24 protein-coding genes and 5 tRNA genes are annotated in these 24,792 nt (G+C 55.9%); 19 read left to right on the top strand and 10 right to left on the bottom strand.

Annotated elements, in window-relative coordinates; genetic code table 11:
• Window positions 1-45 precede the first annotated feature (45 nt).
• From gutM to srlA, 5 genes are all read right to left on the bottom strand, one after another.
• A complete protein-coding gene (gutM, locus tag ACMWKA_RS07410) occupies window positions 46-405 on the bottom strand; it encodes a transcriptional regulator GutM (RefSeq protein WP_013098448.1) in 360 nt (119 codons plus the stop codon).
• 67 nt (window positions 406-472) lie between these two features.
• Window positions 473-1,252: a sorbitol-6-phosphate dehydrogenase gene (gene srlD / locus ACMWKA_RS07405; protein WP_013098447.1), complete on the bottom strand. Its 780-nt coding sequence runs from the start codon at window positions 1,250-1,252 to the stop codon at window positions 473-475.
• Window positions 1,253-1,266: 14 nt separating this feature from the next.
• A complete protein-coding gene (srlB, locus tag ACMWKA_RS07400; protein WP_013098446.1) occupies window positions 1,267-1,629 on the bottom strand; it encodes a PTS glucitol/sorbitol transporter subunit IIA in 363 nt (120 codons plus the stop codon).
• Window positions 1,630-1,641: 12 nt separating this feature from the next.
• The gene (locus tag ACMWKA_RS07395; RefSeq protein ID WP_020689263.1) at window positions 1,642-2,601 is read right to left on the bottom strand and encodes a PTS glucitol/sorbitol transporter subunit IIB; all 960 of its coding nucleotides are present in this window, start codon (window positions 2,599-2,601) and stop codon (window positions 1,642-1,644) included.
• A complete protein-coding gene (gene srlA / locus ACMWKA_RS07390; protein WP_013098444.1) occupies window positions 2,598-3,161 on the bottom strand; it encodes a PTS glucitol/sorbitol transporter subunit IIC in 564 nt (187 codons plus the stop codon). Before srlA ends, ACMWKA_RS07395 begins: the two co-directional genes overlap by 4 nt.
• Before the next feature lie 274 nt (window positions 3,162-3,435).
• On the opposite strand from srlA, the gene mltB reads away from it, so the two are divergent.
• The 19 genes from mltB to ACMWKA_RS07295 all read left to right on the top strand — a co-directional run bounded on the left by mltB (window position 3,436) and on the right by ACMWKA_RS07295 (window position 17,852).
• Window positions 3,436-4,536 (top strand): lytic murein transglycosylase B, encoded by a 1,101-nt coding sequence (gene mltB / locus ACMWKA_RS07385; protein WP_023620633.1) that lies wholly within the window; start codon window positions 3,436-3,438, stop codon window positions 4,534-4,536.
• A 242-nt stretch (window positions 4,537-4,778) separates the two neighbouring features.
• Entirely contained in the window at window positions 4,779-5,432 is a 654-nt protein-coding gene (locus ACMWKA_RS07380) for a metal ABC transporter ATP-binding protein (protein WP_013098442.1), read from the top strand.
• On the top strand, window positions 5,429-6,289 hold the full coding sequence (locus ACMWKA_RS07375; protein ID WP_414760100.1) for a metal ABC transporter permease: 861 nt from the start codon (window positions 5,429-5,431) through the stop codon (window positions 6,287-6,289). Before ACMWKA_RS07380 ends, ACMWKA_RS07375 begins: the two co-directional genes overlap by 4 nt.
• Before the next feature lie 14 nt (window positions 6,290-6,303).
• Complete coding sequence (locus ACMWKA_RS07370) at window positions 6,304-7,182, top strand: metal ABC transporter substrate-binding protein (RefSeq protein WP_029883886.1); 879 nt, start codon at window positions 6,304-6,306, stop codon at window positions 7,180-7,182.
• 130 nt (window positions 7,183-7,312) lie between these two features.
• Window positions 7,313-7,810: a nicotinamide-nucleotide amidase gene (gene pncC / locus ACMWKA_RS07365; protein WP_013098439.1), complete on the top strand. Its 498-nt coding sequence runs from the start codon at window positions 7,313-7,315 to the stop codon at window positions 7,808-7,810.
• A gap of 89 nt (window positions 7,811-7,899) precedes the next feature.
• Window positions 7,900-8,958: a recombinase RecA gene (gene recA / locus ACMWKA_RS07360; protein WP_013098438.1), complete on the top strand. Its 1,059-nt coding sequence runs from the start codon at window positions 7,900-7,902 to the stop codon at window positions 8,956-8,958.
• A gap of 68 nt (window positions 8,959-9,026) precedes the next feature.
• Window positions 9,027-9,527 (top strand): recombination regulator RecX, encoded by a 501-nt coding sequence (gene recX, locus ACMWKA_RS07355; protein WP_013098437.1) that lies wholly within the window; start codon window positions 9,027-9,029, stop codon window positions 9,525-9,527.
• A 131-nt stretch (window positions 9,528-9,658) separates the two neighbouring features.
• Complete coding sequence (gene alaS, locus ACMWKA_RS07350) at window positions 9,659-12,286, top strand: alanine--tRNA ligase (protein ID WP_248048446.1); 2,628 nt, start codon at window positions 9,659-9,661, stop codon at window positions 12,284-12,286.
• 241 nt (window positions 12,287-12,527) lie between these two features.
• On the top strand, window positions 12,528-12,713 hold the full coding sequence (csrA, locus tag ACMWKA_RS07345; RefSeq protein ID WP_000906486.1) for a carbon storage regulator CsrA: 186 nt from the start codon (window positions 12,528-12,530) through the stop codon (window positions 12,711-12,713).
• 343 nt (window positions 12,714-13,056) lie between these two features.
• Window positions 13,057-13,149 (top strand) — tRNA-Ser (locus tag ACMWKA_RS07340).
• A 4-nt stretch (window positions 13,150-13,153) separates the two neighbouring features.
• Window positions 13,154-13,230, top strand: a tRNA-Arg gene (locus ACMWKA_RS07335).
• Window positions 13,231-13,294: 64 nt separating this feature from the next.
• Window positions 13,295-13,371: transfer RNA gene (locus ACMWKA_RS07330), tRNA-Arg, on the top strand.
• Between the two features lie 29 nt (window positions 13,372-13,400).
• Window positions 13,401-13,477: transfer RNA gene (locus ACMWKA_RS07325), tRNA-Arg, on the top strand.
• A gap of 65 nt (window positions 13,478-13,542) precedes the next feature.
• Window positions 13,543-13,619, top strand: a tRNA-Arg gene (locus tag ACMWKA_RS07320).
• 117 nt (window positions 13,620-13,736) lie between these two features.
• Window positions 13,737-14,303 carry a fructose-1-phosphate/6-phosphogluconate phosphatase gene (gene yqaB, locus ACMWKA_RS07315; protein WP_347481642.1) on the top strand — a complete coding sequence of 189 codons (567 nt, stop codon included), beginning with the start codon at window positions 13,737-13,739 and terminating at the stop codon, window positions 14,301-14,303.
• The gene (locus tag ACMWKA_RS07310) at window positions 14,300-14,728 is read left to right on the top strand and encodes a YqaA family protein (protein WP_014833021.1); all 429 of its coding nucleotides are present in this window, start codon (window positions 14,300-14,302) and stop codon (window positions 14,726-14,728) included. Before yqaB ends, ACMWKA_RS07310 begins: the two co-directional genes overlap by 4 nt.
• Window positions 14,729-14,811: 83 nt before the next feature.
• Window positions 14,812-16,356 carry a glutamate--cysteine ligase gene (gshA, locus tag ACMWKA_RS07305; protein ID WP_013098433.1) on the top strand — a complete coding sequence of 515 codons (1,545 nt, stop codon included), beginning with the start codon at window positions 14,812-14,814 and terminating at the stop codon, window positions 16,354-16,356.
• Between the two features lie 153 nt (window positions 16,357-16,509).
• Window positions 16,510-17,025: an S-ribosylhomocysteine lyase gene (luxS, locus tag ACMWKA_RS07300; protein ID WP_013098432.1), complete on the top strand. Its 516-nt coding sequence runs from the start codon at window positions 16,510-16,512 to the stop codon at window positions 17,023-17,025.
• Window positions 17,026-17,078: 53 nt separating this feature from the next.
• Window positions 17,079-17,852 carry an AraC family transcriptional regulator gene (locus ACMWKA_RS07295; protein ID WP_013098431.1) on the top strand — a complete coding sequence of 258 codons (774 nt, stop codon included), beginning with the start codon at window positions 17,079-17,081 and terminating at the stop codon, window positions 17,850-17,852.
• On the opposite strand, the gene leuA is transcribed toward ACMWKA_RS07295, so the two are convergent.
• From leuA to ACMWKA_RS07270, 5 genes are all read right to left on the bottom strand, one after another.
• Window positions 17,830-19,485 carry a 2-isopropylmalate synthase gene (leuA, locus tag ACMWKA_RS07290; protein ID WP_316372082.1) on the bottom strand — a complete coding sequence of 552 codons (1,656 nt, stop codon included), beginning with the start codon at window positions 19,483-19,485 and terminating at the stop codon, window positions 17,830-17,832. The two genes, ACMWKA_RS07295 and leuA, sit on opposite strands and share 23 nt — an antisense overlap.
• A 166-nt stretch (window positions 19,486-19,651) precedes the next feature.
• On the bottom strand, window positions 19,652-21,199 hold the full coding sequence (gene emrB / locus ACMWKA_RS07285; RefSeq protein ID WP_013098429.1) for a multidrug efflux MFS transporter permease subunit EmrB: 1,548 nt from the start codon (window positions 21,197-21,199) through the stop codon (window positions 19,652-19,654).
• Window positions 21,200-21,215: 16 nt separating this feature from the next.
• Window positions 21,216-22,388, bottom strand: coding sequence for a multidrug efflux MFS transporter periplasmic adaptor subunit EmrA (gene emrA, locus ACMWKA_RS07280; protein WP_013098428.1), 1,173 nt, complete (start codon window positions 22,386-22,388; stop codon window positions 21,216-21,218).
• A 129-nt stretch (window positions 22,389-22,517) separates the two neighbouring features.
• Window positions 22,518-23,048, bottom strand: coding sequence for a transcriptional repressor MprA (mprA, locus tag ACMWKA_RS07275; RefSeq protein ID WP_013098427.1), 531 nt, complete (start codon window positions 23,046-23,048; stop codon window positions 22,518-22,520).
• Window positions 23,049-23,362: 314 nt separating this feature from the next.
• Window positions 23,363-24,547: an MFS transporter gene (locus ACMWKA_RS07270; RefSeq protein ID WP_013098426.1), complete on the bottom strand. Its 1,185-nt coding sequence runs from the start codon at window positions 24,545-24,547 to the stop codon at window positions 23,363-23,365.
• Window positions 24,548-24,792: the final 245 nt, after the last annotated feature.

Below are 24,792 nucleotides of genomic sequence, written 5' to 3'. Positions count from 1 at the left end.
GTTGCGAAATGATAATTTCGCAAGCTTATCGCGTTCACAACGAAATTATCCATGTTTCAATTTAAGCGCTAATGATAGTGCATTCTGACAGAGTGGATCGTGGGGGAAGATCACATCAGGCTGTAATTCCTGCAACGATATGCCGTTAATTGCCTGAATTTTCACCGGGCGGGCAAACACCGTCATCCCGCGCATGATGAGGGAGTCGCATACCCGATTCTGTTCATCCAGCGCAATTGCAACCACAACGCGCGGTTTAAAGCGCCCCCCGGAGCGCCCGACGCCCACGCGGCCCTTCTGGCACAGGGCGTCAAACGCGCGGTTAAACTGATGGATCTGCCAGCCGCCGAATGCCATCTGGCAGATCCAGGCGAGGGCGGCGACGGTGATGAGTGCGGTTACCATATCGGCTCCTTGTTATATTCCCTCTCCCGGTGGGAGAGGGTGAGGGTGAGGGCATCAGACTGTTCGATCAGAACATCACCTGCCCACCGGTGACGTTAATCGACTGGCCGGTGCAGTACGAGGCTTTTGGGCTGGCGTAAAACAGCAGCATGTTCAGCACGTCCTGATAGTCGCACCCGCGCTTCAGCGGCACTTTGTCGATGTAATACTGCTCCACTTCGTCTTCTTTGATGCCAAGCTTGGTGGCGTATTGAGGTAGCAGCGACTGGAACATTGGCGACTTCAGCAGGTTGCCCAGCATCAGCGAGTGAACGGTAATCCCGTATTCGGCCAGATCCAGCGCCAGAGACTGGGTCAGCCCTACGCCGCCAAATTTCGCCGCGCTGTAGCCGGAGTTATGCTTGCTGCCCACTTTGCCCGATTTGGAGTTGATCTGAATGATGCGCCCCTGAATACCGTCGCGGATCATCAGACGGGAAAATTCGCGGGCGCAGAGGAAGTAACCCACCAGATTCACCTGCAGCGAGCGGTCAAAGTCCCCCAGTTCGAAATCGCTGATAAACGCCGCTTTCGCGATCCCTGCGCTGTAGACCAGCAGGTCGGTACGGCCAAAAATCTCGTCTACCCCGCGAGCCAGCGCCATGACGCTCTGCTCGCTGGTGGCATCGGCACCAAACCCGTACGCCATCCCCTCACCAAACTCGGTATTGATGGTATCCGCCACGCGGGCGGCTTTCTCACTCTGAATATCCACTACCGCCACGCGGTAACCTTCTGCGGCAAGCCCACGGCAGAGAAACTCTCCTAAGGTTTGTCCTCCACCAATGACAACGGCAACCTGACTCATAACGCTCTCCTTAATTACGCAACAAATTTTAATGTGCAGCCTGGGGTAACAGCCTGCGGAACCGGCCCCTCCACGTGAACCGTGCCGGGATACTCTGCCTGCGGCTGGCCATCGAACCGCAGGGTGATGTGGCCCAGTTCGCGCAGGTTTTGCTCGGCCACGTCGCCCACGGCAGTGACGGCATAGCGGGTGTCACCCAGCTCCAGCTGGCTTCCTGCCTTTAACGCTCCGTGCAGCTCGCCGTGGCAGTGGATAAAACAAAACTCTTCGATATCTGCCGGTGCACCTTCACGGAAAGTGATCAGCATCTGGTCGCTGAGCGCATCGGCCGCGCTCTGGCCGATGCGGGTGATGGTGGTCTGATAAATCACGGTCATCGCAGGAACCTCTTATTGATAAATAAAGCCGGAAACGAACCAGGCAATCAGCACCGTCGGTGCGCCCGTCAGGAAACGGCTGACCAGCACAGACGGCACACCCACGCGTACGGTGTCCTGGCGCGCTTCGGCCAGCGACAGGCCAACGGGAATGAAGTCGCAGGCTGCCTGAGCGTTAATGGCAAACAGCGCAGGCAGAGCCAGGTGCGGAGGAATGTTGCCCAGACCAATCTGCACGCCAATCAGGACGCCGATGACCTGAGCAATCACCGCCCCCGGGCCGAGGAACGGCGACAGCAGCGGGAAGGAGCAGATCAGCGCCAGCGTCACCAGACCGAGCGGGTGGCTGGCAAGCGGGGCGAGGCCGTGGGCGATCCAGTCTCCCAGACCGGAGGCCATGATGATGCCGATTAACGCGGAGACGAAGGCCATAAACGGCAGAATGGTTTTTAGCACCGTGTCGATGGTGTCGCGCCCGGACTGGAACAGTACCGCCACGGCGGATCCCATTCCCATGCCGACCTTCGCCAGCAGGCCGTCGCTCTGCTCGGTGATCTTCTTACTGGTGTCGTAATCACGCGGTGCGGCTTTTTGCGGCGCGGAAGTGCCATTCACCAGCGTGATGTTGTCCTCCTTCACGCCTGAGACATAAATGTCTTCGAGGATGTACTGCGCCAGCGGGCCTGATTTTCCGGTAGAGTGAATATTCACCGTCGGAATGCGACGCTTCGGATAGAGGCCGCAGCGCAGGGTGCCACCGCAGTCGATAACTGCCACGCCGATTTCCGCCTCCGGCGGTTCGCCTTCTTTGAAGCCGTCGACCGCTTCCCAGCCGGTCAGCTCGCGTAGTTTGTCGACAATCGCCGGACGTGTGCCTGCGGTGATATAGACGATTTTTTTGCCTTCGGTGGCGTCGAACTCCAGCGGGCCGCCCCAGCCACCCGTGCCTTTCTCAATGCGGATCCGGCTCATGCTGTGGCTCCTGACAAATGAACGCGTTGCTCAAGCTGGATGCCCATTTTTTTCTCAAAAATGGTGGTGGTGAGATCGGTCACCCAGCCACGGAAGAAGTTGGTGACCAGGCCGACCAGCAGATAGCTCACCGCCAGTGGGCCGAGCGGCAGACCAAGCGTGGTCAGGCCGCTGGCAATGCCGAGATAAACAAACAGTTCCCCCGGGTTGATATGCGGGAACAGGCCGTTCATGGAGTGACAGCTATATGAGGCGGCGGCGTAATAACTCGGCTTGTATTTTTCTGGCATAAAGCGGCCGAGGCTTAAGGTCATGGGGTTGCAGAAAACGAAGGTTCCAATGCAGGGCAACAGCAGGTAACGGGATAACGGGTTCCCGGCACAGCGTTGGGCGAAGCGTTCAATGCGTTGCTGGCCGATAAAATTAATCAGCGCGTTCATGATCACCAGCAGGCTGATCAGCAGGGGCAGGATCCCGGTCACCATGCCGGTGAAGACTTCTCCGCCTTTCTGAAACAGCCCGATGAACCACTCGGCGCCGTGGGTGATGGTTTCTATCATTCTTCTCTCCTGTGAGGCTTTTTTTGTTTTGTATTACCGGGACTAATAATAATCACTTTGAAAGGTTTTAAAGTGTTAATCAGATCTCACAATGAAAGAAAAATGGATTATTTTGAAAGTTAATGGGCGGGGGAGACGCATTTTGGTTGAAAAAAGCGCAGATTTGCGTTGAGGAGCGTAAAGATTTGGTGGGTAAGGCGCGTACCGCTTCCTTGAGGTGTTGCGGATGCTTTACCATACTGGGTTCTTATCGAACCCGTTAAATGGATGTCCCATGTTCAAGCGTCGTTATGCAGCGTTGTTACCTGCGCTTATTCTGCTGTCCGCCTGTAGTAGTAAACCCAAGACTGAAGCCGCTGTGCAGACGGCTGGCGCGCCTTCAGGAGGATTCCTGCTGGAGCCGCAGCACAATATGATGCAGATGGGGGGCGACTTCGCGAATAACCCGGCGGCCGAACAGTTCATCGATAAAATGGTGAGCAAACACGGCTTTGACAGACAGCAACTGCATGAAATCTTGTCGCAGGCGAAACGTCTGGACTACGTGCTGCGCCTGATGGACAGGCAGGCACCGTCAGCGCAGGTGCCAACCGGGCCAAACGGTGCGTGGTTGCGCTATCGCAAACAGTTTATTACCCCGGACAACGTGCAAAATGGCGTGGTGTTCTGGAATCAGTATGAAGATGCCCTCAATCGCGCGTGGCAGGTCTACGGCGTGCCGCCTGAAATCATCGTCGGCATTATTGGCGTGGAAACGCGCTGGGGCCGCGTGATGGGTAAAACGCGCATTCTTGATGCGCTGGCCACGCTCTCGTTTAACTATCCGCGTCGTGCCGAGTACTTCTCTTCCGAGCTGGAAACCTTCCTGCTGATGGCGCGTAACGAACAGGATGACCCGCTCGATCTGAAAGGGTCGTTTGCCGGAGCGATGGGCTACGGCCAGTTTATGCCCTCTTCCTACAAACAGTATGCCGTCGACTTTAACGGAGATGGTCACATCAACCTGTGGGATCCGGTGGATGCCATCGGCAGCGTGGCGAACTACTTCAAGGCACACGGCTGGACGCCGGGTGGGCAGGTTGCCGTGCAGGCTAACGGCGAAGCGTTTGGTCTGGAAAACGGCTTCAAAACCAAATACAGCGTTGCGCAGCTGACGGCAGCAGGTTTAACGCCAACGCAGCCGCTGGGTAATGTCGATCAGGTGAGCCTGTTGCGTCTGGATGTAGGAACCGGGTATCAGTACTGGTACGGTATGCCAAACTTCTACACCATCACCCGCTATAACCACAGCACGCACTATGCGATGGCCGTGTGGCAGCTGGGCCTGGCGGTATCGCAGGCGCGCGTCCCTGCGGCATCGCCGTTTAGTCAGTAAGTCGCTTTATTCCTCCCTCTCCCACGGGAGAGGGGAATTTTGCAGAAACATTTCGCCACACTCCCTTTGCAAACGCGCCATTTACATCTCAAACGCCTTTCATTATTGTTACGTTATAACATTTAATGTGGTGGCAACATGTCAACGTCCCTTTTCTCTTTGTCTGCGGCAGTTAGGTTTCTGCTGGCGCTGGTGATTATCGTGTTTATCGGGCTGGCCGTGCGCTGGGCGGTGGCATTGCCATGATTGTCATGGATGAACTGGTTGCGGGTTACGACCGCATGCCCGTTACGCGTGCCTTGTCGGGCGTGATTGAACGCGGAAGTATGACCGCCATTATCGGGGCCAATGGATGTGGAAAATCCACGCTGCTCAAAACGCTCGCCGGGTTTATTCCGCCGGTGAGCGGCCGTTTTCGCTGGCAGGAGAAACGCCCGGTGATTGGCTGGCTGGCACAGCGTCACGCGCTGGAGGCGCAGTTTCCGCTGACGGTGCAGGATGTGGTGAGTATGGGCTGCTGGCCGCGTGTGTCGCTCTTTTCCGGCTTTCGTCGGGAAACACGCTCGCGCATTGCCAGCGCGCTGGAGCGTGTCGGGCTGGACGCCATGGCGTTATCTACCATCGATGCACTCTCCGGCGGCCAGTTTCAGCGCATGCTGTTTGCGCGGATCCTGGTGCAACAGGCGCCGCTGGTGATGCTGGATGAACCTTTTACCGGCGTCGATGAAGCTACCTGTAACGTGCTAATGGACCTGATGCTTGAGATGTACATGCAGGGCCAGACCCTGCTTGCGGTATTGCATGACAGCGAGCGCGTATCGCGTCATTTTCCGCAAACACTACGGCTGGATACGGCTATTCCGCACTGGAAAACCGAGCGGGTGAGGGTGGCATGATCTGGCATCTCTTCTTTCAGCCTTTTATCGAATACGGCTTTATGCGTCGCGCGCTGGTGGTGTGCCTGGCGCTGTCCGTCAGCACCACGGCACTGGGCGTATTTCTTCAGCTGCGCCGGATGAGCCTGATGGGCGATGCCCTTTCACACGCCATTTTACCCGGCGTTGCGGTGGGCTATCTGCTGAGCGGTATGTCACTGCTGGCGATGAGCATCGGCGGGTTTATCGCCGGGATCGCCGTGGCGCTGGTGGCCGGGCTGGTCAGTCGACGTACCCCGCTCAAAGAGGATGCCAGTTTTGCCGGGTTCTATCTCGGCTCGCTGGCGCTGGGCGTGACGCTGGTGTCGCTGCGTGGTTCGAACGTCGATCTGCTGCACCTGCTGTTTGGCTCCATTCTGGCGGTGGATAACGATGCCGCGCTGTTTGTGGCTGGCGTGTGCATCTTCACGCTGGTGACGCTGGCGGTTTTCTATCGTGGACTGGTGACCGAGGCGCTCGATACCGCCTGGCTACAGGTTAACGCCCGCTGGCTGCCAGGCCTGTTGCACGGGCTGTTTCTGGCGCTGCTGGTGCTTAACCTGGTGGCCGGATTTCAGGTTCTCGGCACGCTGATGGCCGTCGGGCTGATGATGTTGCCGGCGGTGGCGGCACGCTGCTGGGTGCGCACCCTGCCAGGGTTGCTCTGCCTGGCGGGCATCAGCGGCGTTTTTTGCGCATGGCTGGGGTTAAGCCTCTCCTGGGCGGTGAGTTTACCCGCCGGGCCGTCCATCGTGCTGACCGCCAGCGCGCTGTTCTTTATTTCTGTTTTATTTGGCACACGAAGCCACCTGGCTGGCAGCCTGCGTGCGCTTTTTTAACGCAAGGGGAAATGATGAAACGTACAGGGTTAATAATGGCGCTCGCGCTCGGGATGTTGTCACAGGGCGTGATGGCGAAAACGCTCAATGTGGTCACCAGTTTTTCCATTCTGGGAGACATTACGCGTGAGGTAGGGGGCGACCGGGTCAATGTGACCACGCTGGTGGGGCCGGACGGCGATCCGCATACCTTTGAACCGTCGCCGAAAGACAGTGCGGCGCTCAGCAAGGCCGATGTAGTGGTGGTGAACGGTCTGGGGCTGGAGGGCTGGCTCGACCGTCTGGTGAAGGCCTCCGGATTTAAGGGCCAGCTGGTGGTGGCTTCGACCGGGGTGAAAACCCACACGCTTGAAGAGGACGGGAAAACCGTGACCGATCCGCATGCCTGGAACAGCGCGGCGAACGGGGCACTGTATGCGCAAAATATCCTTGCCGGTCTGGTAAAAGCCGATCCTGAAGATAAGGCGGCGCTGGAGGCCACCGGTCAACCCTATATCGCGCAGCTTATGCAACTGGACAGCTGGGCCAAAACGCAGTTCAGCCAGATCCCGCAGGTAAAACGTAAAGTCCTCACCAGCCATGACGCCTTCGGCTACTTCAGCCGCGCCTATGGCGTAACCTTTATCGCGCCGCAGGGCTTGTCGTCAGAGAGCGAAGCCAGCGCAGCGCAGGTGGCTGAGATTATCAATCAGATTAAAGCGGACGGGGTGAAAACCTGGTTTATGGAAAACCAGCTCGACCCGCGCCTGGTTAAACAAATTGCCACGGCCACCGGTGCGCAGCCGGGGGGCGAACTTTACCCGGAGGCGCTGTCGGCCAAAGGCGGCGTGGCGGATACCTACGTTAAGGCGTTTCGCCATAACGTGAATACCCTCGCCAGGAGCATGAAGTAACCTTTTTCTCAGCCGGTGCCTTCGCATCGGCTTTTTTCTGAACCCCCCTCGTAAAACATGATCCTCATCTCCATATCTGACGAGAAAGTGCTATCTTGTGCTGCACGTTTTTCTGATGCCCGGAGCGAGAATGACTGACCATGAATTGATGCAGCTTAGCGAAGTCGTAGGACTGGCGCTTAAGCAACGTGGCGCGACTATCACGACTGCCGAATCCTGTACCGGCGGCTGGGTTGCTAAAGCCATTACCGATATTGCAGGCAGTTCCGCCTGGTTTGAACGCGGCTTTGTGACCTACAGTAACGAAGCTAAAGCGCAAATGATTGGCGTGCACGAATCCACGCTTGAACAGCATGGCGCGGTCAGCGAACCGGTGGTGATTGAGATGGCAATTGGTGCGCTAAAAGCGGCGCGTGCAGATTATGCCATCTCTATTAGCGGTATCGCCGGCCCGGACGGCGGCAGTGACGTGAAGCCTGTCGGCACCGTCTGGTTTGGTTTTGCCACCTCTAAAGGTGAAGGGATCACGCGTCGCGAGTGCTTTAGCGGCGATCGTGAAAGCGTGCGTCGTCAGGCCACCGTTTATGCGTTAAAAACGCTCTGGCAACAATTTCTACAAAACACTTGATACTGTATGACCATACAGTATAATTGCACCAACAGAACAGAAATCCACGGTGAAGCACAGTCGCTTCTCCCGGCATGACAGGAGTAATAATGGCTATCGACGAAAACAAACAGAAAGCGTTGGCGGCAGCACTGGGCCAGATCGAAAAGCAATTCGGTAAAGGCTCCATCATGCGCCTGGGTGAAGACCGTACCATGGATGTGGAAACGATCTCCACCGGTTCGCTTTCTCTGGATATCGCGCTCGGCGCGGGCGGTCTGCCAATGGGCCGTATCGTAGAGATCTACGGGCCAGAATCCTCCGGTAAAACCACCCTGACGCTGCAGGTGATTGCCGCGGCGCAGCGCGAAGGTAAAACCTGTGCCTTTATCGATGCCGAGCACGCGCTGGACCCTGTTTATGCTCGTAAGCTGGGCGTGGATATCGATAACCTGCTGTGTTCTCAGCCAGATACAGGTGAACAGGCGCTGGAGATTTGTGACGCGCTGGCGCGTTCCGGTGCGGTTGACGTTATCGTGGTCGACTCCGTTGCTGCGCTGACGCCAAAAGCGGAAATCGAAGGCGAAATCGGCGACTCTCACATGGGCCTCGCCGCACGTATGATGAGCCAGGCAATGCGTAAGCTGGCCGGTAACCTGAAGCAGTCCAACACGCTGCTGATCTTCATCAACCAGATCCGTATGAAAATTGGCGTAATGTTCGGTAACCCGGAAACCACTACCGGTGGTAACGCGCTGAAATTCTATGCTTCTGTCCGTCTGGATATCCGCCGTATCGGTGCGGTGAAAGAGGGTGAGAACGTGGTGGGGAGTGAAACCCGCGTGAAGGTCGTGAAGAACAAGATTGCCGCGCCGTTCAAACAGGCTGAATTCCAGATCCTCTACGGTGAAGGTATCAACTTCTTCGGCGAACTGGTTGACCTGGGCGTGAAAGAGAAGCTGATCGAAAAAGCGGGCGCATGGTACAGCTACAACGGCGATAAAATTGGTCAGGGTAAAGCGAATGCGATCTCCTGGCTGAAAGAGAACCCGGCTGCAGCGAAAGAGATCGAGAAGAAAGTGCGTGAGCTTCTGCTGAACAACCAGGACTCTAAACCTGATTTTGTGGTTGATGGTGCGGATGCTGAAGAAACTAACGAAGACTTTTAAGGCTTTCGTTTAAAAATGAAGGGCTGCTGATGCGGCCCTTTTTGCATTTCAGAACCAGCAGGTTTTTTATGAGCGAATCCACAACGCGTCGACCCGCTTATGCGCGATTACTGGACCGCGCGGTGCGGATCCTTGCCGTGCGTGACCACAGTGAACAAGAGCTGCGGCGTAAATTGTCGGCCCCGGTGATGAGTAAAAATGGGCCGGAAGAGATTGATGCCACCGCGGAAGATTATGACCGGGTGATTGCCTGGTGCTATGAGCATCACTACCTGGATGACGACCGTTTTGCTTCCCGGTTCCTGGCCAGCCGTGGCCGCAAGGGATACGGTCCGGCGCGTATCCGTCAGGAGCTGAACCAGAAGGGCGTTGCCCGTGAGTCCATCGAAAAAGCAATGCGCGACTGTGACACCGACTGGTGTGCGCTGGCAAAAGAGCAGGCGATTCGTAAATACGGTGAACCGCTGCCGCGTGAATTTTCAGAAAAAGTCAAAATCCAGCGCTTTTTGCTCTACCGCGGCTTTCTGATGGAAGATATTCAGGATATCTGGCGTAATTTTGCCGATTGAACGCATGCGGGATTTTACTTCCCACCAAAGAAAACTTATCTTATTCCCACTTTTTCCAGTAGCAGGTCTGTCCAGGGGTTTACCGATACCGGCTTGCTACGACATTTCGTTAGCTTGATTTCAGGATAATTATGAGCAAGAGCACCGCTGAGATCCGTCAGGCGTTTCTCGATTTTTTCCATAGTAAGGGACACCAGGTTGTTGCCAGCAGCTCCCTGGTGCCGAACAACGACCCAACTCTGCTGTTTACCAACGCCGGGATGAACCAGTTCAAGGATGTGTTCCTTGGTCTCGACAAGCGTAATTATTCCCGCGCCACAACCTCACAGCGTTGCGTGCGTGCGGGCGGTAAACACAACGACCTGGAAAACGTCGGTTACACCGCGCGCCACCATACCTTCTTCGAAATGCTGGGTAACTTCAGCTTCGGCGACTATTTCAAACATGATGCTATTCAATACGCGTGGGAACTGCTGACTGGTGAAAACTGGTTCAACCTGCCGAAAGAGCGTCTGTGGGTTACCGTCTATGAAACCGATGACGAAGCCTACGAAATCTGGGAAAAAGAAGTCGGTATCCCGCGCGAACGTATTATTCGCATCGGTGACAACAAAGGCGCACCGTACGCGTCTGACAACTTTTGGCAGATGGGTGATACCGGCCCTTGCGGTCCATGCACCGAGATCTTCTACGATCACGGCGACCACATCTGGGGTGGCCCTCCAGGCAGCCCCGAAGAAGACGGCGATCGCTACATTGAGATCTGGAACATCGTCTTCATGCAGTTCAACCGTCAGGCCGACGGCACCATGGAGCCGCTGCCAAAACCGTCCGTTGATACCGGTATGGGCCTGGAGCGTATTGCGGCTGTTCTGCAGCACGTTAACTCCAACTACGAAATTGATCTGTTCAGCACCTTGATCAAAGCCGTTGCAGAAGTGACCGGCGCGACCGATCTGAACAACAAATCACTGCGCGTAATCGCAGACCATATCCGTTCCTGTGCGTTCCTGATTGCTGACGGTGTTATTCCGTCGAATGAAAACCGTGGCTATGTGCTGCGTCGTATCATTCGTCGTGCTATCCGTCACGGCAACATGCTGGGCGCGAAGGACACCTTCTTCTATAAGCTCGTTGGGCCACTGGTTGGCGTAATGGGTTCTGCAGGTGACGAGCTGAAACGCCAGCAGGCGCAGGTTGAGCAAGTTCTGAAGACTGAAGAAGAGCAGTTTGCCCGTACGCTGGAGCGTGGTCTGGCGCTGCTGGATGAAGAACTCGCTAAGCTTAAGGGCGACACGCTGGATGGCGAAACCGCCTTCCGCCTGTACGACACTTACGGCTTCCCGGTTGACCTGACGGCGGACGTTTGCCGTGAGCGCAACATCAAAGTGGACGAAGCAGGCTTCGAAGCGGCGATGGAAGAGCAGCGTCGTCGTGCGCGTGAGTCCAGCGGTTTTGGCGCAGACTACAACGCGATGATCCGCGTGGACAGCGCGTCTGAATTCAAAGGTTATGAAGCGCTGGAACTGACTGGCAAAGTGACCGCCCTGTTTGTTGACGGCAAAGCCGTAGACAGTATCAGTGCAGGTCAGGATGCAGTTGTCATTCTGGATAAAACCCCGTTCTATGCGGAATCCGGTGGTCAGGTTGGCGATAAAGGCGAACTGAAAGGCAACGGTTTCAGCTTCAGCGTGAGCGACACTCAGAAATACGGCCAGGCGATTGGTCATCTGGGTAAACTGGTTTCAGGCTCCCTGAAAGTGGGCGAGGGCGTTCAGGCTAATGTTGACGAAGCGCGCCGCGCACGCATCCGTCTCAACCACTCGGCAACGCACCTGATGCACGCTGCACTGCGTGAGGTTCTGGGAACGCATGTTGCACAGAAAGGTTCTCTGGTTAACGACAAAGTGCTGCGTTTCGACTTCTCGCATTTTGAAGCGATGAAACCGTCTGAGATCCGTGCGGTGGAAGATCTGGTGAACGCGCAAATCCGTCGTAACCTGCCAATCGAAACCCACATTATGGATCTCGACGCGGCGAAGAAAAAAGGTGCGATGGCCCTGTTTGGTGAGAAATATGACGACCGTGTTCGCGTATTGAGCATGGGCGACTTCTCTACCGAGCTGTGCGGTGGTACACACGCATCGCGTACGGGTGATATCGGTCTGTTCCGCATCGTTTCTGAATCAGGTACGGCGGCAGGTGTGCGTCGTATTGAAGCGGTGACCGGTGAAGGCGCGATTGCCAGCCTGCATGCGCAGAGCGACCAGTTGCACGATATCGCGCAGCTGTTGAAAGGCGATACCCAGAATCTGGGCGAGAAAGTGCGTGTTGCGCTGGATCGTACTCGCCAGCTGGAAAAAGAGCTGCAGCAGCTGAAAGAGCAGGCTGCGGCGCAGGAGAGTGCAAACCTCTCCAGCAAGGCTGTAGACATTAAGGGCGTCAAACTGCTTGTCAGCGATCTGGCAGGTGTAGAGCCTAAGATGCTGCGTACCATGGTCGACGATCTCAAGAACCAGCTTGGTTCGACGGTTATCGTACTGGCGACGGTAGCAGAAGGTAAGGTTTCTCTGATTGCGGGCGTCTCTAAGGATGTGACCGACCGCGTTAAAGCAGGGGAACTGATTGGCATGGTTGCCCAGCAGGTGGGTGGCAAAGGTGGCGGTCGTCCGGACATGGCGCAAGCCGGTGGTACGGATGCGGCGGCACTTCCTGCGGCATTGGCCAGCGTTGAAAGCTGGGTAAGCGCGAAACTGTAATAACTACAAAGCACAAACAGACGCCATAGCGGTAACGTTATGGCGTCTTGTTCACTGCACTATCGATAACGATAAAGTCAGGTTGAGTTTGTGTATATCGGCTAAACTTACGTTTAACAGAATGTGATGCCGTGACTGCTTACACTTTACGTGTTTGTCATCGCTTACTTTTTGGCGTTATATGATGGATAATGCCGGGATACAAGAGACCCGACTCTTTTAATCTTTCAAGGAGCAAAGAATGCTGATTCTGACTCGTCGAGTTGGTGAGACCCTCATGATTGGGGATGAGGTCACCGTGACAGTTTTAGGGGTAAAGGGTAACCAGGTACGTATTGGTGTTAACGCTCCTAAAGAAGTATCTGTCCACCGTGAAGAGATCTACCAGCGTATCCAGGCTGAAAAATCCCAGCAGTCCAGTTACTGATATTGTCGCGTCTCGCTGTCGGGCGAGACGCAACCCCTCCTGTTATTTTTCCTGCTTAAAGTTACCGTTCGATTTCAATCGCTCTGTTTTTAACCACTCTCGCCAGCTTATCTCGTCCAAACCACACGCTTCTCTTCATAGATTTCTGTGAGGATGCCTGCAAAATCCGCTTATAAAACACTCTCTTTGCGGCTTTTACATGCGAATTGCCTGTGATTTGTGCAAACGATAAAAGCTTTTGGAAAATTGTTTGACTTATAAGTCCCAGAAAGTAATATATGCGCCACGCAGCGACGAGAAGCTCTTAACGAGTGGCTCGAAGCACTCGAAAGAGGCGTTGTGTGGTGAGGTGGCCGAGAGGCTGAAGGCGCTCCCCTGCTAAGGGAGTATGCGGTCAAAAGCTGCATCCGGGGTTCGAATCCCCGCCTCACCGCCATTTTGCATCCGTAGCTCAGCTGGATAGAGTACTCGGCTACGAACCGAGCGGTCGGAGGTTCGAATCCTCCCGGATGCACCATCTATTACTTCATATTGCTTTAGAAGTGATATGAACATCGAGCAGTACAGTAGTAAATCCCGATGCATCCGTAGCTCAGCTGGATAGAGTACTCGGCTACGAACCGAGCGGTCGGAGGTTCGAATCCTCCCGGATGCACCATTTACTATTTCTGAAAGCAGTACCCTGATGCATCCGTAGCTCAGCTGGATAGAGTACTCGGCTACGAACCGAGCGGTCGGAGGTTCGAATCCTCCCGGATGCACCATCTATTACTTTGTGTTGCTTTTGAAGTGACACCAAGTTTCAGCAGCAATAGCAGTAAATCCCGATGCATCCGTAGCTCAGCTGGATAGAGTACTCGGCTACGAACCGAGCGGTCGGAGGTTCGAATCCTCCCGGATGCACCATCTTCTCCTGGTTTGTTTATTCCTTCGACGTTCCGTCAGCAATCACACTCTCTGTCAGCGACAAAAACGCCCGTTTACGATAAAGTAACCCTTTGTTAATCGGTTAGCGAGAGCACGATGTACGCACAGTATGACGGTTTGATCTTCGATATGGATGGCACGCTTCTGGATACCGAACCCACGCATCGCCAGGCCTGGACGGACGTTCTTGGACGTTACGGTATGCGCTTCGATCTCCAGGCGATGATTGCCCTCAACGGATCTCCTACCTGGCGTATCGCACAGGCCGTGATTGAACTTAATCAGGCCGATCTCGATCCGCACCAGCTCGCGCGTGAAAAAACCGATGCAGTCAAAGCTATCCTGCTGGATACCGTGCGTCCTCTGCCGCTTATTGACGTGGTAAAAGAGTGGCACGGACGTCGCCCGATGTCGGTCGGCACGGGCAGCGAAAGCACCATCGCCGAAGCGCTGCTCAACCATCTTGGCCTGCGCCACTATTTTTCTGCGGTGGTTGCCGCCGACCATGTTAAAAATCACAAACCCGCACCGGACACCTTCCTGCTTTGCGCAGAACGAATGGGTGTGCCGGCGGCAAAATGCGTTGTCTTTGAAGATGCCGACTTTGGCATGCAGGCCGCGCGTGCTGCCGGAATGGATGCGGTGGATGTTCGCTTACTGTGAGTGACGCGCTGTCACTTTTATCATTATTCGCCAGCAGTTTTTTAAGTGCTACGCTCTTACCGGGTAATTCGGAAGTGGTGCTGGTGGCGATGCTGTTGTCTGGCGTGAGTCAGCCCTGGTTGCTTGTGTTAATAGCAACAATGGGTAATAGCCTTGGAGGGCTGACTAACGTTATTCTTGGGCGTTTCTTTCCGCTGCGTGAAAAATCGCGCTGGCAGGAAAAGGCAGTCGGCTGGCTAAAACGCTATGGCGCTGCCACGCTGTTATTAAGCTGGATGCCTGTAATAGGCGATTTACTGTGTCTGCTGGCGGGATGGATGCGCATCTCCTGGGGGCCGGTGCTCTTTTTTTTGTGCCTTGGCAAGGCGTTGCGCTATGTTCTTGTGGCGTGGGCAACACTACAGGGTATGACGTGGTGGCACTAATTGGTGGAATGAATACGCGACCTTCAATCGTCAACCATTACAATTATGCTGAGTAACATTACTTTGACAGGCGGGAGGTCAATTTGATCCCGGACGTATCACAGGCGCTGGCCTGGCTGGAAAACCACCCTCAGGCACTGAAGGGTATTCAGCGTGGCCTTGAGCGTGAAACGCTGCGCGTAAACGCGGATGGCAGCTTAGCGACGACGGGTCACCCGAAGACGTTAGGCTCGGCGCTGACACATAAATGGATCACTACCGATTTCGCTGAAGCACTGCTGGAATTTATCACTCCGGTGGACGGTGATATTGATCATATGCTGACGATATTGCGCGACATCCATCGCTACACCGCCCGAAATATGGGCGATGAGCGTATGTGGCCGCTCAGCATGCCCTGCTATATCGAGCAGGGGCAGGAGATTGAACTGGCGCAATACGGCACGTCGAATATCGGTCGACTGAAAACGCTGTATCGCGAGGGTCTGAAAAACCGCTACGGCGCGTTGATGCAGACGATCTCAGGCGTACATTACAACTTCTCTTTGCCGATGGCTTTCTGGCAGGCGAAATGCGGTGAAACGGATAAGGACGCGATCTCCGCGGGTTATTTCCGCCTGATCCGCAACTATTACCGTTTTGGCTGGGTTATTCCTTACCTGTTTGGTGCGTCTCCGGCTATATGCTCCTCGTTCCTGCAGGGGAAACCGACGACGCTGCCGTTCGAGAAGACCGCGTGCGGAATGTACTACCTGCCGTATGCCACCTCGCTGCGTCTGAGCGACCTTGGCTATACCAATAAATCGCAAAGCAATCTCGGTATTACGTTTAACGAATTGCACGAATATGTGGCAGGATTGAAGCGGGCGATCAAAACCCCGTCGGAAGAGTACGAGAAAATCGGCCTCGAAAAAGACGGCAAACGTCTGCAAATCAACAGCAATGTGCTGCAGATTGAAAACGAACTGTACGCACCGATTCGTCCGAAGCGCGTGACGCGCAGCGGTGAAACCCCGTCGGATGCGTTGCAGCGCGGCGGGATCGAATACATTGAAGTGCGCTCTCTGGATATCAACCCGTTCTCACCGGTCGGTGTTGATGAGCAGCAGGTTCGCTTCCTGGATCTGTTTATGGTCTGGTGTGTGCTGGCCGATGCGCCGGAAATGAGTTCAGACGAACTGCTCTGTACCCGCACTAACTGGAACCGCGTGATCCTGGAAGGACGCAAACCGGGCCTGACGTTGGGTATCGGCTGTGAAACTGCGCAGTTCCCGCTGCCGAAAGTGGGTAAAGATCTGTTCCGCGACCTGAAGCGCGTTGCCCAGACAATGGACAGCCTTTACGGTGGCGAAGCGTATCAACAGGTCTGCGACCAGTTAGTGGAATGCTTTGATAACCCGGAACTGACATTCTCGGCGCGTATTCTGCGTTCTATGATTGATCAGGGCATCGGCGGAACAGGGCGTGCCCTCTCCGCGGAGTACCGTGAAATGCTGATGCAGGAGCCATTAGAGATCCTGAGCGAAGCGGATTTTGCGGCGGAGCGCGATGCGTCTGTCGTACGTCAGAAAGAGGTCGAAGCGGCGGATACGGAGTCGTTCGAGGCGTTTCTGGCTAAGCAGGCTTAAGCAGAAAAGAAAAAGGCCACATCGCTGTGGCCAAAATATACATCTCTGAATTCAGGGATGATGATAACAAATGCGCGTCTTTCATATACTCAGACGTGCATTCTGTAGAAGAGTTCAGTTTATTTTAAAAAAAATCACTATCGGAGGTGACGTATGCCGTTATTAGATAGCTTTACTGTCGACCATACCCGTATGGAAGCACCTGCAGTCCGCGTGGCGAAGACCATGAACACCCCGCACGGCGACACGATCACCGTTTTCGATCTGCGCTTCTGCGTGCCGAATAAAGAAGTGATGCCGGAGAAAGGCATTCATACGCTGGAACACCTGTTTGCTGGTTTTATGCGTGACCACCTGAACGGTAACGGCGTGGAGATTATCGATATTTCTCCGATGGGCTGCCGTACCGGTTTTTACATGAGCCTGATCGGCCAGCCTGAAGAGAAGCGTGTTGCTGATGCCTGGAAAGCGGCCATGCAGGACGTGCTGAAGGTAAAAGAGCAGAACCAGATCCCCGAGCTGAACGTCTACCAGTGCGGCACATACCAGATGCACTCTCTGGAAGAAGCCCAGGAGATCGCGCGTCACATCATCGAGCGTGATGTTCGCGTCAACAGCAACGAAGAGCTGGCCCTGCCAAAAGAAAAACTGCAGGAACTGCACATCTAGTGCACCTTTTCCCTCTCCCACCGGGAGAGGGTAGGGTGAGGGTTGTTTAACCCATGACCACAACGTCTACCTTCTCCTTTACCCATCGTCCCCTCGTTCCGTTTGCCCATGATTACGTTCATGGTGACAGCGAGCCGTGGCACCAGCACGACTGTGCCCAGCTGCTGCACACCCTGAGCGGGGTGGTAAGAGTGGATACCGCATCGGGCTGTTGGGTTGTTCCGCCGGGCCGTGGCGTCTGGTTGCCAGCAGGAACGCAACACTCGCTTCGCATCACCGGCAACGTGGCGGCGCGTACGCTGTTTATCGATCCGCTGGCGCGGGCCGATCTCCCTGCAACCTGCCAGATCGTGCAGATCTCGTCGCTGTTACGCGAACTGATCCTCGCTTCCCTGCTGCTTGATGAGTCTTACTCGCCGGGGAGCCGCGACGAGCGGGTGTATGAGCTGATTCTGGATGAGATCCGTTTGATGCCAGTGCTGCCGTTTCATCTGCCGGAGCCGGAAAGCGAGCCGTTACGCCAGCTTTGCCAGCGGATCCGCCAGGCACCCGGTGAAAGCTGGAGCAGTACTGAGGCGGCGAGCTGCGCAGGCATGAGCGAGCGCACACTGAACCGTCATTTTCAACAGCAGACCGGTTTACGCTACGCGGAGTGGTTGAGAAGGGCGCGCCTGCTGGAGGCGTTGCAACGGCTGGCTCAGGGGCAGCCCGTGCTACGCGTAGCGCTGGATCTGGGCTACGGTAGCCACAGCGCCTTTACCGCGATGTTTCGCCGGGTGATGGGGACATCACCCAGCGATTACTTCAAAGACAGCTCACCGCATTAAACAGCGCCTGGAGCGAGGCGCGCGCCACGTCACTGTCAATGCCCACTCCCCAACGGCTGCTGCCGTCCTGGAACAGGCAGCGGATGTAAGCCACCGAGCGGCTGTCGCTGCGCTCCCCCAGCGTATGTTCGTGGTAGTCTTTAATCACAAACGGGGTGTTGAGCCAGCGGCTTAACCCACTGGCTGCCGCGGATAATAGCCCGTTGCCCTGGCCTTCAAGCTGGCGCGTTGCGCCCTGCGTCACGACGCTTGCCGTCAAACGTAACTGACCGTCCTGCTGACTGTCGCTGCGATAAGATTGCAGGGCAAAGTGTGGGTCTGCGACCAGCCCGTAGCGGCTGCGAAACAGCTGCCACAGGGCGTGCTGCGTCATCTCTTTACCATGGCGATCGGTCTCCTGCTGCACATGCTGGCTAAAATCCTGCTGCAACGCGCGGGGCAACTTCAGACCATGATTCTGCTCGATGAGCCAGGCGCTGCCGCTTTTCCCGGACTGGCTGTTAACCCTAATCACCGCTTCATACGTGCAGCCGATATCCTGCGGATCGACGGGCAGATACGGCATCACCCAGCGCTCGCCCGGTTTGCGGGCATCAAAGCCTTTTTTAATGGCGTCCTGATGCGAGCCCGAGAAGGCGGTATAGGCCAGCCGTCCCGCCCACGGATGGCGCGGGTGTACCGGAAGCTGGTTGCAGGCTTCCACCACTTCTACCACCCGGTTCATATCGCTAAAGTTGAGATTCGGGCTGATCCCCTGGCTGTAGAGATTCATCGCCAGCGTTACCAGGCAGACGTTACCCGTGCGTTCGCCGTTGCCAAACAGACAGCCTTCCACCCGGTCCGCACCCGCCATCACCGCCAGCTCTGCGCTGGCCACGCCGGTGCCGCGGTCATTATGCGGGTGAACGCTGATGCAAACATCGGTGCGACGGCTAAAGTGGCGGCAGAAATACTCGATCTGATCGGCATACACGTTTGGCGTGCTGACCTCCACGGTGGCCGGTAAGTTGATCACCATGGGCCGTTCGGCGCAGGGCTGCCAGATCTCCGCCACCGCTTCACAAATCTCCAGCGCAAACTCCGGCTCGGTAAAGCAGAAGGTCTCCGGGGAGTATTCGTACTGCCAGCGCGTCTCCGGGTTCTCTTCGCACAGCGTGCGGATAAGCCGCGTGGAGCGTGTTGCCAGCTCAACGATTTGCGCTTTCTCCAGGCCGAACACCAGGCGGCGAAACAGCGGGGCGGTGGCGTTATACAGATGGACGGTGGCCTGTTTCGCGCCACGTAACGATTCGAAGGTGCGGACGATCAGGTCTTCTCGTGCCTGGGTTAACACCTGAATTGTGACGTCATCCGGGATGCGATTCTCTTCAATCAACTGGCGAACAAAGTTGAAATCCGTCTGCGAGGCAGAAGGAAAGGCAACTTCAATCTCTTTAAACCCGCAGCTTAACAGCAGATCCCAGAACTGCAGCTTGCGCGTGCTGTCCATGGGTTCGGCCAGGGCCTGGTTGCCATCTCGTAAATCGGTTGAGAGCCAGCGCGGGGCATGGGTGATGCGTTGCTCAGGCCAGCGACGGTCGGGAAGAGAAATAACGGGATAAGGCTGGTACTTGTCGGCGGGTGTGTTCAGCATGATGCGCTCCTGTTGTCTTTTCACTATCGTGAATCGATTTCAGGAGCGCTGCTTTATCGGATGTGACAATTGCTGTCGCGTTTTGGACAACAGCGCGGGTTCTGCCGGATGTGCACATATCGTAGGCCCGGTAAGCGAAGCGCCACCGGGCATTTCACGCAGAGGACTAGTGCGCGCCACCCCCTCCACCGCCGGCACCAAACGGCGGTCTGGCAAACCACACCAGCCCCAGCAGGACGATGAAGATCCCCGCGGATATCCAGAAAATCTCGTTAGCCGAGATAATCAGCCCCTGGTTGGTGATCTGCTGGGCAATCCAGCCGGACGCCTGCTGTTCCGTCATGCCCATCCCCTGAAGCTGGCTATACATCTGCTGCGCATTCGGGTTGTACGGATTTACCGCTTCGGTCAGCTGCGCATGGTGCATCGATTCCCGGTTTGTCCACAGCGTGGTGGTGATCGATGTCCCGATGGAGCCCGCTAATGTACGGGTAAAGTTCGACAGGCTCGACGCGGCCGCCAGACGCTCAGGCGGTAAGCCAGACAGCGTGATGGTGGTCAGCGGCATAAAGAAGCACGCTACCGCGAAGCCCTGAATAAACTGCGGCCACGCAGAGGCGCCAAAGTCCATCCCCGGTTCAAAGGTATACGCGCGCCAGTAGAAGCACACCGCATACATAATGAAGCTGAAGGTCACCAGCCTGCGCATGTCGAGCTTATGGGCAAAGCGGCCAATGATTGGCGACAGCAGCACCGGGATCACCCCAACAGGCGCAGAGGCCAGACCCGCCCAGGTCGCGGTATAGCCATACACCTCCTGCAGCAGCTGCGGCAGCAGAACAATCGCGCCGAAGTAGAGCATATAGGCGAGGCTGATACACAGACAGCCGATGGTGAAATTTCGCGACTTAAACAGCGAGAGATCGACTATCGGGTTGTCGTCTGTCAGCTCCCAGACAATCAGGAAGCTCAGCGACACCACCGCGACAATGGTCAGGATGATGATCTCCTGCGAGTTGAACCAGTCCAGCTCCTTACCCCGGTCGAGCATGATCTGCAGACTGCCGATACCGAGGATCAGCAGCGCCAGACCAATGCTGTCGATTCGCCGCTGTTCGGTACGGGTCTCACGACCGCGCAAGGATTGCAGCGTCATCAGAACCACAACCGCTCCAATCGGAACGTTGATGAAGAAGATCCAGCCCCAGTGGTAGTTATCGCTGATGTACCCGCCGAGAATCGGTCCGCAGATAGGCGCGACGATCACGGTCATTGACCACAGCGCCAGCGCGACGGAGCGTTTTGCAGGCGGGTAGTTACTCAGCAGCAAACTTTGCGAAAGGGGGATCAGCGGCCCGGCGACAATCCCCTGGATGACGCGGAAGAAAATCAGCATCGTCAGGCTGCTGGACATCCCGCACGCCCAGGAGGCCAGCACAAACGCCACCGTTGACCACAGGAACAACTTCACCTCACCGACGCGCTTCGCCAGCCAGCCGGTAATCGGAATGGAGATGGCGTTTGCCACCCCGAACGAGGTAATGACCCAGGTTCCCTGGCTCAATGACGAGCCAAGGTTCCCGGCGATCGTCGGGATTGCCACGTTTGCGATGGTGGAGTCCAGCACCTGCATGAATGTCGCCAGCGACAGCGCAATGGTCATAATGACCAGCTGCGCGCCTTCCAGCGGTTTTTGCGGCTTTTGCTGTTGCATAACGCTCACCTTCGGATTAACCGGCGTTTGCCTTCACGATGTCATCGATCAGCTTGTTGACCGGATCGAGGCTAATTTCACGGGCGTTACTTTCATAAGCCGGGGTGCTGCGTACCTGGCTTGCCAGGATCTGGCCGTCGCGGTTAGCGGTATCCACCGTCACCAGCGTGGAGAGGCCAATACGCAGCGGATGGTCTGCCAGCTGTTTAGGATCAAGCTCGATACGCACGGGCAGACGTTGCACCACTTTGATCCAGTTACCGGTGGCGTTTTGCGCAGGCAGCAGCGAGAAGGCGCTGCCGGTACCCATATCCAGACCCACCACTTTACCGGTGTACTTCACGTCGTCGCCGTAAATGTCGCTGATAACAGTTGCGGTCTGGCCGATACGCATATGGGCAAGCTGCGTCTCTTTGAAGTTAGCATCAACCCACAGATTGTCCGCCGGCACGACCGCCATCAGCGGCGTGGTTGGGCTGATCTGCGCGCCTGGCTGTACGGAACGACGGGAGACGTAGCCGGTCATCGGGCTGACGATTTTGGTACGCTGCAGGGCAAGCCACGCGTTACGCACTTCGGTCGCCGCCTGTTGTACCGCAGGCTGGTTTTCAAGGCTGGTACCGAGAATCATCGCCTGGTTAGCGTTGTACTGCTGAATAGCCACATCCAGCTGCGCCTGGGCGCTGGCAACGGCATCGCGGGCGTGCTGCAGCTCTTCACGGCCAATCAGATTGGCGGTGCCGAGCGGCACGCGACGGTTCAAATCGCTCTGCGCCTGGGCGAGTGCGGTTTTCTGCACGTCGATGTTGGCCTGCAGCTGCTTACTGTTGATCATCAGCTGACGGGTCTGACGCACGCTGGAGGCCAGCGCGGTCTGTGCTTTTTCAAACGCCTGTTGAGCGTCGGTCGGATCCAGCGTGACCAGCACATCCCCTTTTTGCACAAAGTCGGTATTGTCAGCCCAGACTTTCGTCACGCTGCCCGACACCTGCGCCATAATTTGTACCTGATTCCCTGCCACGTATGCGTCGTCTGTCTCTTCTGCATGACGCAAGACTAAAAACCAATAGATCCCATATGCCACGGCAATAATGATAAAGAGCAAGGTCAACAGAAGAAGGGCGCTCTTACGTTTGCCTTTCTTGTTGGCCGGTTGCTGCGGGGTTGTGTTCTCCGCATTTGCGCTCATTGTTGTTCTCCACGATCTTCTTATTTTCACATCGGCTGAGCCGACCTGTTGTCAGAAAGGCCAGCAGTGTCACGTGCTGGCCTGTCAGTTTTCTTTTATTAAATCTGGATGTTCGAGCGTGTCGTCGCGTTAGCGCAGCGCCTCAAGGATGGCGCCATCTTCATCCATCTGATCCAGACGGGTGAGCAGCTTGCGAGTGATGTGCTCAAGCTGATCGCGCTCGCTTGTGCTGAGGACAGACCAGAGTTTGTGCAGGCAGTTGTGCTGAGGTGGCAGCACCTCACGCAGGAATTGGTGACCTTTGTCGGTCAGTTGCAGATGCAGGCAACGGCGGTCGTTATCGCTTTCACGGCGTTCAATCCAGCCGCGCTTTTCCAGTTCATCAGCGATACGGGTGGCGTTCGTACGGGACGAACCCAGCGCGCAGCTCAGCTCAGACGGCTGAATACTGTGGTTTTCCTGAGACTCCAGCGTAATCAACGCCATAAATAACGTCTCGTTAATCCCCTGAGCTTTCAGCATCTTATTACGATTATCCAGCAGTTTCCCCTGCATGTGCATGCACAGGCGGGTCAGCAGGATTTCCTGATACGGGAAGTCTTCATGACGACTGGCGCGGAATTTAAGCATTTGTTCAATGGGCGTAAACGAACTATCCATTTGGGCATAACCTCATTAATTACAGCCGATATAGTAACGACAGTGACAAATAATGTAAATGAATTATTTGTGCGGTTAAATCCGCCAAACTAATGTCACTATCAGAAAGCGCCGGGTAAGTCCGTGACCCGGTGAGCACAGAAAGAGAGAGGGATGAACCCGCGGAAGAGAGGATGTGAGGACAGGGGTCTGAACTATTCATGCCGTTTGAAAATATGTCACCCACATTAAAATTTCTGGGATAAATGATTACGTTTACATTAACAGAGTGAGGGGCCCCTTTACACCCTAAGAGGCCCAAAGCTATGTAAAACTTAGTGAATGGCTTCCTGACGATGGTATCCACGCCACCATACTACCAGGTTTAGCGCGGCGACAACGGCCCCTGTCGCGCACACGCCTGTCCACCCGCCATGCTGCCACGCCGAGGCGGAAATTAACGAGCCCGCAGCACCGCCGATGAAGTAGCTGGTCATGTACCCGGCAGTAAGACGGTTTCGCGCGTCTGGCTTCACGCGGTAAATCACGGTCTGGTTAGTGATATGCACGCCCTGTACGGTGAGGTCGAGCACCAGAATGCCGACGATCAGCGCCAGCACGGAGGTATGACCGTACCAGATGGCCGCCCAGGAGAGCAGAAGCAGCACCAGTCCCGCGCTGGTGGTCATGTGAGATTTGCCCTTATCGGCCAGCCCGCCTGCCGGACGCGCGCCGAGCGCCCCCGCCGCACCGGCCAGACCAAACAGACCAATCACCCCTTCGGAATAGTTAAATGGCGGTGCAGCCAGCAGAAAGGCCATCGACGTCCATAGGATGCTGAAGTTGGCGAAGGTGAAACATCCCAGCAGCGCGCGGGTGCGCAGGAGTTTATCCCGGGTAAAGAGGCTGAACACGGAGGCCAGAAGCTGAGGATAGTTCAGGTGATTTTCCTGCTTCACCTTCGGCAAGCCGCGCCAGAGCGCGAGCGCCATCACCACCATCAGCACGCTTGCCACCCAGTAGACGGTACGCCAGCCGCCAAGGCTGGCCAGCAGACCTGCTACGGTACGTGCCAGCAGTATCCCCAGCAGCAGGCCGCTCATGATAGTGCCCACCACTTTGCCGCGCTTTTCCGGTGCGGCGAGGGTGGCGGCCAGTGGAACCAGAATTTGCGCCACCACGGAGAACAGACCCGTCAGCGCGGTGCCGATAATCATCATTGTTAAAGAGTGGCTGCTGGCGGTGATCAGCATGCCGCCTGCGGCCAGCAGGGTCATGGAGACAATCAGCATCCGGCGCTCAAACATGTCGCCGAGCGGCACCAGGAACAGCAACCCGGCGGCATAGCCGAGCTGCGCGGCGGTGACAATAAAGCCTGCCGAGCTGGCAGAAAGGTTAAACGCCCGGGCGATGGTATCGAGCAGAGGTTGAGCGTAGTAGTTACTGGCGACCGCCAGACCCGTTGCCACGGACATTAAAAGAATAAGCGCGGGGCTAAGCCCCTGAGATGTTTTTGTCATGGGTTTCAGAAATCATTAGTTAAGTGATTATTTTTCCGGAAACAATAATAACCAATGATTGTGAAGGATGGGGGATTGTTGGGTGATGGATTGTGCGGTTTAGGGGATGGTGCGGTCTGGTGCCCTCACCCTAACCCTCTCCCACAGGGCTGAGGGATCCCCAGTAATATGGTCATGCCACCATGACCATATTACTGTACTCTTTTCCCAGCTTTTTCATCTCGTTAACTATATTCAGCCGTCTC

Origin of the sequence: Enterobacter sp. 03-F-07-AD-ECC, from assembly GCF_047530935.1 — a bacterium.
GTDB lineage: Bacteria > Pseudomonadota > Gammaproteobacteria > Enterobacterales > Enterobacteriaceae > Enterobacter > Enterobacter cloacae.
The sequence above is the reverse complement of the archived record's forward strand: the minus strand, read 5'-3'. Positions and strand labels throughout refer to the sequence as shown.